Raw genomic sequence first — 13,827 nt, 5'->3', positions numbered from 1 at the left:
TTGAGGATATATGGTTTCTGTTGTTCGTTCTTTTGTGAAGTTGTTTGCTGTCGCTGCTTTGGCTGTATCGCCTGTGCTTGCTCAAAGCGCTAAGGGTGCGGCTCAGGATGCGGAAAAGGCGGAACTTGTTGCGGAAATCGCCGTTCGCGATAGCGTGATGGCCCTCCGTGATAGCTCTTGCACCGTCGAGAAAAACTCGCTCCGTTCTGAACTCGAAGTCGAACGTGCAAAATGCGAAAACTGGGAACAGAGCTACAACACGCTCAAGAAAAACAACGAAACTTGTGCCAAGGCTTTGAGCGTTGCGATGGAAGCCAGCCAGGAACAAGCTGAAAAAATTGAAAAGCAGAAACAAGCGGACGAGGATAAGCAAGTCTCCGACCGTGCGATGGCTTCTATGTCGATGGCGGCGAGCTTTGGCGTGGGCATGCTTATCATGTGGCTTATCATGAAATAACTTTTTTGAGTCAATCGCGGTCGTCGCGGTGGGGGTTGAAATGAATAAATTCGCTTTAGTCTGTAGTTTGCTCTTGGGAGCGACCTTCGGTACGGGTATTTCGTTTGCTAAGAAGTCGGATGCTCCGGCGGGTCCGTTCCAGATGGGCTCTGTGTTAAAGCAGATTGCTTCAATTCCCATGACAACGGCTGAAATCTCATCGTTCATGCCCGAAAAGAAGGTGTTGTTCGTTGTCGGTGGCGAAAACGTCCTTGAAGTCGTGGATATGGCCAATCCTGCGAATCCGAAAAAGGTCAGTGAAGTCAAGCTGCCGGGCGGCGCTTCTAGCGTGACCGTTTATGGCGACCTCGTGGCGGTGAGCCTCTTGAACAATCCCGAATGGAAGATGGGCCATGTGCAGGTGATGCGCTACAATAAAGGGCTTGAGGTGCTGGGCTTGCACGAACTTTGCTACATGCCCGACATGATTACGTTTACGCCGGACGGAAAGAATTTGCTAGTGGCTTGCGAAGGCTCGCCGGACGAGACGTTTGCCGAAGACCCGGAAGGCGGCATTGGCGTGCTTTCGATTGCTGGCGTAAATGCGCCGGCGCGTGATGCAGACCTTGCGAAAGCTTGGGCAAAGCCACAAAAAACTGTTGTGGGTTTTAATGGGCTTGACTCGCTAAAGCTTATGGCTGCCGGTGTCCGCAAAACGGGCGTGAAAAGTTTCGTGCAGTCGCTCGAACCGGAATATATCACGGTGGCCTCGGATTCCAAGACGGCATGGATTAGTTTGCAAGAAAATAATGCACTTGTGAAGTTTGATGTTGTGGCCAAGAAAATTTTGGACGTGTTCCCGCTGGGGTATGTCGATCATTCGAAGCCGGGCTTTGGACTTGATGTCAAGAAGGACAAGAAAATTGATATCAAGAATTATCCGTTGCGAGGCTTGCGCCAGCCGGATGGAATATCTTCGTTCACCGTGAACGGAAAGTCGTTTGTGCTCACCGCAAATGAAGGCGCGCCAGTCAATGATTACAAGGCTTGGACGGACGTGACGACTCCGATGATGCTTATGCAGCAGGGAGTTCTTGACCCGGTTCTGTTTAACACAGGCATGCTTGATGAACTCAAAAACGTGACGGTCAGCAATTTGGAACGTTGCGACACCGCGCCGGATAAAACGCAGAATGGCAAGTGCCCTTATATGTACAGCTTTGGAACACGTTCCATCAGCATTTTTGAAGGTGCAACGGGACGCTTGATTTGGGATTCCGGTGATGCTTTTGAACAGACGATGGCAAAAGTCGCTCCGGATTACTTTAACTGGAATTCCAAGAAAGGCAAAGTCAAGATGGATGCCCGCAGTGAGGACAAAGGATGCGAACCGGAAAACGTGACGACGGGAGTTGCGGGCGCAAAACGCTATGCTTTTGCTGGGCTGGAACGCGCAAGTGCTGTCGCTGTTTTTGACATTACCGGAGTCGAAAACGGAACTATGCCGAAAATCGTTGATTTTTATTTGAATCCGAAAGATCGCGGCCCTGAAGGCATTTTATTTATTCCTGCTGAAAAAAGCCCGAACGGCGAGCCGCTTTTAGTCGTCGGCTACGAGTACAGCAAAGCGCTAGCGGTATATAGCGTGAAGTAGGTTTTAGTGGTTAGTAAACAGTGTTTAGTAAACAGGATGTGTAATTAGAACGTTTTTATTACATCCTTAACCACTAATCACTAACCACTAACCACTTATACCGTTTCCGGCCACGGGTGCTTGGGGTATCTTCCTCTTAATTCTTTGCGGACTTCGGCGTAGGTGTTTTGCCAGAAGCTTGTGAGGTCCCACGTTTTCTGTATCGTGCGAAAATTCGGGGCGAGAATGTCGTAACGCACTTTGAGTTTGCCGTCGGCAATTTTATGTTCACCGCGGAGCTGCATGAAGTCTTCGATGCGGGCAGAAATTTCGACGAGTACGCCGTCTGCGCTTTGCACAATCTTGCCGCTGCTTTGTTCGTCGGCTGTGGCGACGGCTTGGTAGCTGTAGCGTGCGCGTTTCCCGTTCGGAAGAACGTAATGGTTGGGGAATGTCTTTTGCAACCAAGCTAACATCGACTTCCCGAAGTAATCTTCGACGATGTTTCTGTAACGGTCTTCGTTGATGTCTCGCAGCAAGAAAATGCCGTCCGTGAGTTCATTGAAAATCAGTTCCATGTCCTCGTCGTTGAATTCCGGGAGCCCGTATTCTGGATAAAGTTTTGCGGCAAGACGCATTTTGATGAGGAGCGTCTGCACGTTTTCGGTCATGTAGCGTCCCGTCCAGTTTTCTTTTTCAAGTTTGTCTTGCCACGCTTCGGCGGTGAGTTCCTTGAGCTTTTCGAGAACTTTGGGCGACGCTTCTTGCGGGAGGATTTCTTTGCGGCTGATTTCGCGCACGTCGCCGTTGATGCTTTCGCTTTCGTGAATTTCAACGCCGATAAAGCGTTCTTGGCCGCTTCGCCACAGGAGTTCGTAGCGGACGTTTTCGCTTTCGCCGCCGAGCAGTTCTTTAGGGATGGGGGCGTAAAGGCTTACGCGGAGTTCCGATTTGCTGCCACCGCCGGTGCGAAGCATCGTGAGGGCGAGCAATGCGTAAGGCGGTTCAGCTACTTGCAACCGGATTGTATTGCCGTTGCTTAGCTTGTATGCACTTCCGCTCGGCGTGCCGAGACGGTCTGGGAAAGCGTCGAGAAGGCTTTGGGCGATGAACTGCGAGGACGGAACTTCGTTCCTTTTGATGGAACTGTTTTTGTCATTGTTGTCGCTTGCCTTGTAAGGTTCTCGTCTCTCGTCTCTCGTCAAGGTTGGTGAGCCGGTTGATGAGCCTGTCGAATTAGTCGAACCACGTCTCTCGTCTCTCGTCAAGGTTGGTGAGCCGGTTGATGAGCCTGTCGAATTAGTCGAACCACGTCTCTCGTCTATAAAGTCTCTATAATCCTTTAACTGCTTCAGCGTAAAGCTTACTTCTCGCGGAACGTTCACAGCTTTTGAAAGTGTGTCATTCGCAAGTGTGAGCAAGTCCAGCGAAACCTTGGATTTCTGGACAAATTCTGTTCCCGAATGGATCCATGCCATAGCTGCTAAAAGTAAGTCGGGGAGGTCTGCCGCGCTGTTTGCCTTAGCGAGAATGAGGGCGAGCGGAATGCTTGAAATTGGCGTTTGGATCGCACGTTTGCCAAGTTCCGTGATGCGACCGTCTTGGAGCATGCCGAACATTTCGAGAAGCTTGGTCGCGACTCTCTCTCGTGCTTCTGGAATCGCGGTAGGCAATTGTATTTGAGATTGCCATGCTTCGCTCGCAATGACATCTCTCTCGCCTCTTTCGTCTTTGCTCTTCGAGCCAAAACTGGTCGGCTCGGCTATGGGTCTGCAAGCAGCCCCGCAGCTCTCGCCTCTCTCGTCTCCACAAAGTGGATAACGTCCACTAAGGGGCAAAGCCCCAAGTGTTGTATATCTCGTCAAGGTTGGTGAGCCGGTTGATGAGCCTGTCGAATTAGTCGAACCACGTCTCTCGTCTAATTCCAGTGCCGCTTTTTGCAGCAAGAGTTCCGATGGCTCGATTTGCAATACTTCGGGCACGATTCCCTGCGGCATGTGCTTTTCTGCATCTTCGGTCCAGAGGCGGATGGCACAGCCGTTCTGCGTACGGCCACTGCGGCCACTGCGTTGTATCGCGTTTTGCAACGAAATCGGGAGCGTTCGCAGTACGTTCACTTTTTCGCTATCGTCGTATTCGCTCACGCGTTCGATGCCGCTATCGACGACGCCAGTTACATTCGGCACAGTGATAGATGTTTCTGCGATGTTGGTCGTAAAGATGACTCGCGGACGTTCCGTTTCTTCGAAAATGCGGTCTTGCGTTGCGCGGTCTTGTCCGCCGTAGAGTTCCAAAAATTCAGCGACGTTTTCGCCAAACGCTTCGCTTGCGGCGGTGTGGCAACGGGCAATTTCTGCTTTACCCGGCAAAAAGACAAGCGTCGTTTGCCAAATGTTGTTGCGGTACAGAGTTCGCAAAGCGCGGACGACTTCGCTTTCGAGGCCTTGCCCTGCTGCAAGGTTTATTCCAGCGGTGGGTTTCTGGTGCAGAATTTGTACAGGATAAAGCGGATGCCCGAGCTGCAAACATTTTACACCAAGGGCGCTTTCGAGTTCGTCTCGGTTCAGCGCTGCCGACATCACCGCAATCCGTGGCATCTCTCGTCTAACCAAAAATGCGAACAGCAAATCCATATCGGCTTTGCGTTCATGGTATTCGTCGAACACGACCCAGTCCGCATCGAGTTTCCCGTGCAAAAGTTCCTGCAAAAAGTTTCCGTATGTCTGGAATAAAATGCGGGTTTCGCTAGATTTGCAGCTCTCTTGCCTAAACTGGTAACCGACCGTCTTTCCGCATGGTTCGCTGTGGAGTTTTGCCGAATACTGTGCAAGTGCGAGGGCCGCGATTCGCCTCGGCTGCAACACGACAATGCGACCGCTACAATGCCTACTCAAAAACCACGGAATATACAAGGACTTGCCGCTACCCGTAGGCGCTTCAATCAACAAATTCCTTGAAGTTTCGATGGCTTGGACAAGCTTATCTTCTTCTTCGGCAATGGCTAGGTCTTTGTATGTGCGCATGCGTCTTTTTCTCTTAGTTTCTCTTTAAACAACTGACCCCGGCACGGTGACCGGGGTGACAACGGTAAAATATATGCTCTGGATCTGTTTTATCACATCGCTCTAGGACTTGCCTTGCGGCTCCCTCAATGGTGACAAAACCCAACCACTAATCACTAACGACTAACCACTTCCTACCGTCTACAGTCTACTTCCTAAGCCTTCGGATATCTCAGCTTTTCGCCGGTGGCATCGTCCATGTAGGGCGGCTTGCCTTCACGGAACTTCTGGTTGATGACCAAATTCTGGAGTCTTCTTTTGATGCCGGCTTCGGTTTTGCAGAAGAAGAATACGACCTTGTTGGTGCCCGGAACCTGGAACACGGCCAGCTTGAACTTTTGCGACACGGCACGGCGGAAGAACTTGATGTCTTCTTTCTTGGGAATTACCTGATCGCTACCCGGCTTGATTTCGCAGATCATGTCGGCGTCGGCAAGCAGAGCCTTGGATTTCTGCTGGAGGGCAAGGAAGTTCGGCTCGGTGCTCTTGCGGATGTTTTCCATGTTGAACGGGCTTCTAGCCTTTAGGCCCTTCAATGCACCACGGATAGCAAAAAATAAAACAACGACCACCACCAGAATAAGGATGTACGGCCAGTAGTTTGCAAAAAAGTCTAACATAATCACCTCAACATTCGGTTCAGACGACCCAAATATAGAAAAAATGCTCCATCGCCCAAAGCTTATATTTTAAATAAATCTGTAATTCGAGAAATTATAAACCGTAGATGAAAATCATTAATTTGAATTTTTATATTTCCACCCATGTTTAGTTCTTTGAAAAATTGTGTTTTATGGGGTGCTGTTCTTGGTTTTTCTGGACAAGCTTTCGCTGGTCTAATCATTGATAATTCTGTTCCTTGTACTGATGAAGCTTTAATTGCATCCATTGAACTCAAGGGGCTTAAATATACGCAGCCGCATGTCGTCTTGCGTGAACTCTTGCAAAAGGTAGGGGAGCACTTTACACAGAAAACTTTTGAAGTTGAAAAATTGCGGTTGCAAGATCTTGACCTTTTTACCGAAATTACGGTCACTTGTGAGCCGACAAAGGAATCCATCAATGAAATCCTTGCTGTTCCGGATGAACCATCCCCAGAACCTCCGCCAAGTGTTCCTGTAAAAAAATCGAGTTCGCCAGACCCGGATTCGCTCCCGTCTTTCGTTTCCCGTCTCTCGTCTAATAACGAAACCCTCTCGTCTCTCGTCGCAAGCCTCTCGTCTAATACAGATTCTCTTTCGTCTCTCGTCTCTCGTCTCTCGTCTAATACAGATTCTCTCTCGTCTCTCGTCTCTCGCCTCTCGTCTAACACGGACTCACTTTCGTCTCTCGTCTCTCGTCTTTCGGCTAATACCGTCGCACTTTCATCTCTCATTCCGGTTGATGAATCTGTCGAATTAGCTGAACAACGTTCATCTAATCCTAATTCCATCTCGTCTGATAAAGGCTACCTCTCTACGGTACGTTCGTTAAATTCGTATAAAGTTACTTACCACTTTAAAGAAATTTTCCGCTGGATTCCCTCTCCCGCAGGTAAAAAGACAGATCGTGATGGCTTCATGCTGGGAGTTGCCCTTGCGGACTTGAACGTTCTTGGTGAAGATATCCGTGCAGAGGTGCAGTACCGTACTTCGGTCAATCCGTTCTTCGAAAACAACGAGTATGCCTTGTATGCCAGTTCTCCGTATTTATTGGGGCTTCCGCTGGGTTGGAATTTTGAATTTTTGCGGACGAACAGTTGGGACGATATTCGTGGTTTTCAAGATGCAAGTTGGTTGTTTAGTTTGGATCTGGATTGGAATATGCTCCCGCATTTGTCGATTTTGGGAAAGACGGCTTACCGCTATCTTGAAGGTGGTCCTGGCCATTTGCCTGAATTCGGTCTTGGTTTTGCTGTTGATTTCCGCGATAGTGAACTGGACTCCCGCAAGGGTGTTTATTTTGAAGGTAACGTAACGCATGTGGGGGCTGGAAGTACGAACGAAAATTTCACGGAATTTCTGGGGGATGGTCGTATTTATTACTCGTATGGGCCTTTTGTGACGGGGGCTACCGCCTTGCTCCGTATGCGATTGGGTGAGGTGGAACGCTACGATTACTATTATCATGGCGGGGCAAATACTTTCCGCGGTCATGAATCGGATTCGTTGTATTTGGGCATCAACGAAGTGTTGCTCACGCTCGAAGAGCGTTTTGTATTGCTCGAACGCCGTTCTGCGTCGCTGTGGGGTGTCAACTTCTTCTATGGGCTTCAGATTGTGGCGGGTTTGGATGGCCGCTTGCTTTGGGATAAAGGTACTCCTAGCTGGAAAAATTACGAAGGCGCTGTTTATGGAGGTTTGCATCTTATCGTTCCTGCGTTGGATCGCATCCGCTTTGAAGTGGGGTACAGCCCTGATCACGGGGAACCGGTTTTCCACATAGGTTTGTTTGACAAGACCACCGCCATCCGCTGGCGAGCCCGGTAGGTTAGACGAAAGAACGCTGCTATGCGGCTACAGATGATAGACGAAAGAACGCCGCTACGCGGCTACAGACTAGAGACGAAAGATTTTTCTCTCGTCTTTCGCGCTTGTCGTCTTTCGTCTCTCGTCTCTCGTCTTTCCTCTAACCATCCCCCTTGAATTTTATGTAAATAAATGTTAAATTTATATTACCATATTGAAAGAAATGAAAAAGCTCGATTTGGGGCTACGGAGAACAAATGGCTATTAACTATCTAGATCTTCCTATCGGACGCAAGTATCCCTTTGAAGTGGATTGCGTCGTGGAAATCGGCAAAGACACGAATTTGAAGTATGAATACGACGAACGCTTGCATGTGTTTCGTCTGGATCGCTGCCTTTTGAGTTCCATGAGCTACCCTTGCACGTATGGGTTTATTCCGAGCACCAAGGCTGACGATGGCGATGCTTTGGACATGCTCATCTATAGTCCGGCATCCATGATTACGGGAACCGTTTGCACGTGCCGTGTCATTGGCGCTCTCGACATGACCGACGGCGGCAAGAAGGACTACAAGGTTCTTGGCGTGCCGGTGTTCAACCCGCGTCCGTTCTGCGATATTACCGACGTTGATCAAATGTTCCTCCGCATTACGAAGAACTTCTTCCAGAACTACAAGGAATTGGAAGGCAAGGACGTTCAAATTGGCGATTGGAAAGATGCGGCGTTCGCCCGTGAAAAGGTGATAGCCGCTCACAGGGCTTATTTCCAGAATCAGGTTCAAGTGCCGGATGCCTGCTACCAGGAACCCGAACACGACGAAAAAATCACCGCTGAAGAACTAATTTAAAGGCGAGAGCTGCGACCGTGCTTGCACGTTTTTATAACCGAGGCGCAATATCTATAAAAACAACGAAGTTGTTTTTTACTTAATTTAAAGGCGAGTGTCGTAAAAAAAGAGTCTCCGGTGGAGACTCTTTAATTTTATTAAATACTATCGGAATCTTTTAGGGGGATTTATTTATAACTTAACTTCATGCAGTGATGCTGAAGGTTGCTAGTTCTTTGCCATCGTCAAGTTTGTGGATGCTGAATTTGGCTTGGGCAGGTTCATTTGCGGTTGCCGGCGTGCTTTCATAAAAGCCGAAGGTGGGGGGATTTCCACCTTTGGGCAGGCTCGTGGAACCGGGATTCACGATGAGCACGTCACGAAAGTTCTTTTCGAGTTTCCAGATGTGCGTGTGTCCGTATAAATAAACGTCAATTGACGGCTTTTGTTTTGCGGCGATTTCGAGTTCTATGGAGTGTGCGGCGCCTGTCGATTCGATGCTTTCGAGAGCATTACGCGGAAAGCATTCCGGCATAAAGATATGCCCATGGCTCAAAAACAAGTGAAAACCGTTATCTTCAATGACGGCGTATTCGTTTTCGATGGAAAAGTCGAGCATCATCAAATCTATTTCGGCATCGCAATTGCCACGGACGGCGACGATGCGGTCTTTGTAAGGCGCGAGTGCTTCGACAACGCCCATGGGGCCGTGTCCTGCCGGGAGCGGATTTCGTGGCCCGTGATAAAGCGTATCGCCGAGCAAGAAAATCTTGTCGCAGTTGAATTTTTCAAAGAACGAGAGTGCTTGCCTTGCTGCCAAGGCCGAACCATGAATATCGGAGAGAATTAAAGCACGCATAGTTAGTCAATGGTTATTGGTCATTAGTCAATGGTTGTTAGTGGTTAGTAAACAGTGGTTAGTAAACAGGAATGAATTTAGTGATTAGTAAACAGTGGTTAGTATGCAGGGCGGCTTCTCCGCGATTGTAAATCCTAACCACTGCCTACTGTCTACTTCCTATTGCCTACTGCGGCGAAGCCGCTTATTTCACTGTAATCATCGGGCTGGTTTCGTTCAACAGGTAGTTCCATTCTTCGCGGATCTTGTCGTATTCGCTGGGGTCGGCGTAGAGCGCAAACGTGGTCCACTTGATACCGCTGGAAGTCTTGGACTTCGGCTGCTTTTCGAAGCTGACGTAATCGACTTCGCGGTTGAGCGGCTTGGCTTCGGTGAGCGTTGCTGTGTGTCCGCTTGCCGTCTTGATGTTCAGCTTGAAGCTGAATTGCGTTTCGTGCGGCATGCGGATGGGGTGGTGGCGCTTGGCGACTTTCGGGAGCTTGAAGAGGCTTCTTTCCCAGACGTTCGGGAAGCGTCCCTTGAGTTCAGAACCGCCTTGGCCGAAGTAACCCTTGGAGAGGTAAGTATTCACGATAATCAGCGGCTTGTTGAACTGGTCGAGATTCTCGATGCGGATGTTGCCGATGCTCACGTCGGGTACGCCGGATGCGAGGAACTGTTCAAGCAATTTCTCCTGTTCCTTGACATCGCGGCCAAAGAACTTGTTGCGGATGGCGCTTGCGAACTTGCCCTGGAGCTGCACGGAATCGCGGAATTCGCAATTGCCGTTTTCGCCGATGAACAAATCGTGCTGGATTGCAATTTGATGTTCCTGGTTGTCTTCGAGAATCGGAGTTGTTACCACATGGCTCTGGTCTCCGTCGATGACGAGGGCGACTTTGCCTTCCATGTCGAGTGGTACGGGGCGGTCGTTGCCGGTCTTGTCGGTTGCATCGACCCAGCGTTCGCTAATCTTGCCTTGCTTCGGGATGTAGAGTATCATGTGGTTGAACTGCTGGATGGTCGGCAAGTGCGAGAAACCTTCTTCGGTCAGGTGGATGGCCGTGAGGTAGCTCTTGACTCCAATCGCTTCGAGCATGTCCTTGAGCAAAAGAGCCATGTCCTTGCAGTCGCCGCGGTGTTCCTTGAGCGTGACTTCTGCGGTCTGCGGAATCAAACTGTGACCGCCGAATCGCACGTCGCGGTAGCGAATGTCATGGCGGACAAAGTTGACAATCGCCTTGACGGCTTCGTCGCCAATCTTGTTGCCACGTACTTCGAAAGCTTGTTCGCGAACTTTGACGGCCTGCTTGAACTGGTGACTGATGAGGTTCTGGTAATCGTCGCCGACGTCGCGCCATTCCTGCTTGCCCGTGAGCATGAGGCCTGCGCCGAAGTCGCGATACACCGGCATGTAAAGTTCCTTGCGGACGATAACAGGATTTTCAATCTTCCATTCGATGCCACCCTTGATAGGTGCCTTTTGGAGCGGACCGTATTCTTCGGTGACAAAGCGTGTCGTGTCGGCATAAATGCGGAATACCGATTCTCCCACGGGCACGTCGCGGCTGCTTTCGTAATTTGTGTAAGGTATCATTCCCTTGTTCTGAATGTTCGTACGGCTGAACTGCATGTAAATGAAGTCTCCCGGAGCGATTTCGGAGAGCGGGAAGTGGGCCGTCTGGCTTTCGTTGCCGCCGCCGATTTCTGTAGCGTAGGTGATGTAAGCTCCGTTCAAGCTTGCTTTCTGTTTCAGCTTCCAGTTGCTGTCATAGACTTCAAGGGCGTTCAGGTAAATGCGGTCAAAGCCCGGCAAAAAGTCGAACGTGAATTCGCGATAGATGGCGGCCCCGCGCTGGTCCAAAACTTCGAGCAACATTTCTTCGCTGCGGACCCAGTTAGAACCTTTTTCTGCCTTGAGAGCTTCTTTCTGGTAATGGATGACGGCTGGGAAGTCGCCTTCGACGGCGGTTTTCTTGGCTTGCGGATGCAGGAGCGTTTTCAAGTCGGCGGTGCGGTCTTCGACAGGCGTAATTGGCTTTTGCAACGTGCGGTTGTCGGCCTTGCCGAGGTAAGCTTTTGTCGCGGAGAGGAAACTCTTTGCATCTTCGTTATCCGACTTGAGGGCAAGTGCCTTGGTGAGCGCCTTTTCGGCATCGCGGTAATTGCGGCTGTAGAAAAGAATCTTGCCGTGCATCGTCCAAATCTTGTAATCGTTCTTGGCCTTGGCGAGCGTTTCTTCGCTGATGGCGCGGGCTTCTTCGTAGCGACCGAGGAACATCAATGCATCCATGAGCGTTTCGCCAAGTTCCTTGCTCATGCCAAAGCGTCCACGGATAGCGTACAAAATATCGACGGCTTCGGCGTACTGGTCCAGGCCCATGTATGTCTTGGCGAGATAAACGCCGAGGCGGGAGCTGGGCTGCGTGTCGTAGAGTCGTTGCACGACGATGAGGGACTGGTGACGTTGTCCCAAACCCCAAAGGGCGTCGCTCAAGTTAATGACGTATTCCGGGTTGTTCGGCGTATAGCGCAGTGCTGCTTCGGCACATTCGCGGGCGTGACCGTAATCGAACAATGCTTCGTACATTTCACCGAGGATGGAGAGCAACTTGCCGTTCTTGCGCACGAGATCGATTTGGCTTGTAAAGTAGCTGATGCCAGGACCGTAAAGTTCTTTCATCTGATATACGAATCCGCAGTTGATGAGGTAGAGCGGTTCTTCCGGGTCCATCTTGTTCGCTCGTTCAAAGTAACTGAGGGCGACAAACGGCTGGTCTTCGAGCAAACGGAGAATGCCGACTTGGCTCATGACGGCTGCGTTGAATTTGTTCTGCTTTTTGCGTGCTTCTTCGTCGCTGGCCTGTTCTGGCTTTGCACCGACTTTAAGCCCTTCGATGGCGTTCTTCATCACCGAAGCGTATTTCTTTTTGTTGACACCTTGCGTCCATGTGGCGATGAGGATGCCGCGCCCGTTATCGTAGAAATAGCGGCCTGTATAATAGAAGTCAAACTTGTTGACAACGCGAGTGAGCGTAAATTCCTGGGCGTAACGGTCGCCGACTTTCACGCGCTGGACTTCAATGGACGGATCGTTCATTGAAAGGCCGAGACGGCTGAGGAGCACTTTGAACATGTCCTGCTGGCCGACTTCTTCGCTCGGGACGATTGCTCCATATACGAACAACGAAATGTCTTCTTTCTTGTTGCTTAAGACCAAGTCTGGGTCTTCGTTCTGGCGTGCAACGCTTGTCCAGGTATGCCAAAGCGTGTCTTTGGTGCTCCAGGTGTAGCCTAGGTCTGCGCTTGAATGCTTCGTGACGCGTTCGTCGGAAAGTTCCGATACGGCTTCTTTGACAACGTCCTTGAGCTTGAATGCCGCGAAGAAGTCTTTCCATTCTTGCTTGAGTTCGCCTGCGGACAGCTGGACATCGTTTGCGGCAAGCGTGAGCGTAAAGACTCGGTTTCCGGCTCCGAGGACAATGCCTACGGCTTCGTATGGCGTGTCGTAGCGCTTGCCTGCCACGTCAAAGAATGCACCCGTCGTGCCGAAAGCTTCTTCGGGGTAAGTCTCTGCGAGCGTCGCTTTTTTGCCGCTCGATTCAAACGACTGCATTTCGATTTGTGCGCGATCCATGAGGCGGAGCGGTTCTCCATCGGGGAGCGTCACTTCGACGAGAACGGCGCGGCGACCTGTCTCTGGGTTGTAAAATTCGTAGGGGGCGTTGTCTTCGCCGCCGATGATTGTCCATCCGTTGTGTGGGGCGGTAAACGTGTAGCCGCTCGTTTCGATGGTGCCGCCGGTTGCTTTTGGCGCGACCGTTTCTTCAGAAGTGTAATCGACTTCTGGGGTGTCTTCTTCGTAAGACGATTCTTCGGTCGTAGCCGATACATCCGTTGCGGGGGAGGGATTCACCTCTGGCGTGTTATTGCCAGCGCAAGAAAACAGGAAAAACAACCCGAATGCAGCGGTCAAGCGGGCGAGAGAACTTTCTTTTTTTACAAACGAACGAATCATAGGAACACTCATTATAAAATTGTTTAACACCTTAATTTTAGAAAATTAGGGTGTGCGAAAAGTAGTGCGATGTTGTTCAATTAGGAATAATCTGTGTATTCTTAATTTATTTTTACAAAAGAGTTGTTATGATGAAAACATTTGTTTTCAAAGAATTTTTTAGATAGTTACTGTTGGATTCGTTTTCTATTACATACATAACGCCCGATTCTGCTGATGATGGCATAAAGAAGATTTTGGACGGAAAAGATGCCTGCGGTAACGAATCTGCTGAAATAGAATCTCGCGATACTTCTGCTGAAATCAAGTACCATTTGATAGCTGGATGTGGTATCCGTTCTTTTGTCAATAACGAATCAAACAAACTCAAGTCCCGCTATTGGGTAAAATCACGCAAGTACATGAAGATTGCGGCTGTTGTTCGGTTGTTGTCCGTGTTGCTTTTGAGTCTCTCGTCTAGACCGTAACTGGATCCTTCGACTTCGTAGGATGACGCATCCCAACCTCTAACCACTAACCACTGTTTACTAACCACTAACCACTTCCTACTGTTTACTTCCTACTCC

At 49.9% G+C, this 13,827-nt stretch carries 9 protein-coding genes; 5 read left to right on the top strand and 4 right to left on the bottom strand.

All coding sequences use genetic code 11. The annotated features are described in order from the left end of the window. Positions 1 to 10: 10 nt before the first annotated feature. Both IKG78_RS10530 and IKG78_RS10525 read left to right on the top strand, forming a co-directional pair. Positions 11 to 457 (top strand): hypothetical protein, encoded by a 447-nt coding sequence (locus IKG78_RS10530; protein ID WP_290943139.1) that lies wholly within the window; start codon positions 11 to 13, stop codon positions 455 to 457. A gap of 40 nt (positions 458 to 497) precedes the next feature. Further along, positions 498 to 2,090 (top strand): choice-of-anchor I family protein, encoded by a 1,593-nt coding sequence (locus tag IKG78_RS10525; RefSeq protein WP_290943137.1) that lies wholly within the window; start codon positions 498 to 500, stop codon positions 2,088 to 2,090. 95 nt (positions 2,091 to 2,185) lie between these two features. Here IKG78_RS10525 and IKG78_RS10520 read toward each other — a convergent pair whose 3' ends face one another. Together IKG78_RS10520 and IKG78_RS10515 are read right to left on the bottom strand one after the other, a co-directional pair. Then, complete coding sequence (locus tag IKG78_RS10520) at positions 2,186 to 5,092, bottom strand: ATP-dependent helicase C-terminal domain-containing protein (RefSeq protein ID WP_290943135.1); 2,907 nt, start codon at positions 5,090 to 5,092, stop codon at positions 2,186 to 2,188. A 194-nt stretch (positions 5,093 to 5,286) separates the two neighbouring features. After that, complete coding sequence (locus tag IKG78_RS10515) at positions 5,287 to 5,751, bottom strand: hypothetical protein (protein WP_290943133.1); 465 nt, start codon at positions 5,749 to 5,751, stop codon at positions 5,287 to 5,289. Positions 5,752 to 5,895: 144 nt separating this feature from the next. On the opposite strand from IKG78_RS10515, the gene IKG78_RS10510 reads away from it, so the two are divergent. After that, a complete protein-coding gene (locus IKG78_RS10510) occupies positions 5,896 to 7,599 on the top strand; it encodes a BamA/TamA family outer membrane protein (RefSeq protein WP_290943131.1) in 1,704 nt (567 codons plus the stop codon). Positions 7,600 to 7,835: 236 nt separating this feature from the next. Continuing rightward, entirely contained in the window at positions 7,836 to 8,426 is a 591-nt protein-coding gene (locus IKG78_RS10505) for an inorganic diphosphatase (protein ID WP_290943129.1), read from the top strand. A 184-nt stretch (positions 8,427 to 8,610) separates the two neighbouring features. On the opposite strand, the gene yfcE is transcribed toward IKG78_RS10505, so the two are convergent. Beyond that, on the bottom strand, positions 8,611 to 9,264 hold the full coding sequence (yfcE, locus tag IKG78_RS10500) for a phosphodiesterase (RefSeq protein WP_290943127.1): 654 nt from the start codon (positions 9,262 to 9,264) through the stop codon (positions 8,611 to 8,613). 184 nt (positions 9,265 to 9,448) lie between these two features. Continuing rightward, on the bottom strand, positions 9,449 to 13,261 hold the full coding sequence (locus tag IKG78_RS10495) for a transglutaminase domain-containing protein (RefSeq protein ID WP_290943125.1): 3,813 nt from the start codon (positions 13,259 to 13,261) through the stop codon (positions 9,449 to 9,451). Positions 13,262 to 13,434: 173 nt separating this feature from the next. Between IKG78_RS10495 and IKG78_RS10490 the strand changes: the two genes are divergently transcribed. Next, complete coding sequence (locus IKG78_RS10490; protein WP_290943123.1) at positions 13,435 to 13,728, top strand: hypothetical protein; 294 nt, start codon at positions 13,435 to 13,437, stop codon at positions 13,726 to 13,728. Positions 13,729 to 13,827 lie beyond the last annotated feature (99 nt).

It is taken from the genome of Fibrobacter sp. (assembly GCF_017545445.1).
Classification (GTDB): Bacteria; Fibrobacterota; Fibrobacteria; order Fibrobacterales; family Fibrobacteraceae; genus Fibrobacter.
The sequence above is the reverse complement of the archived record's forward strand: the minus strand, read 5'-3'. Positions and strand labels throughout refer to the sequence as shown.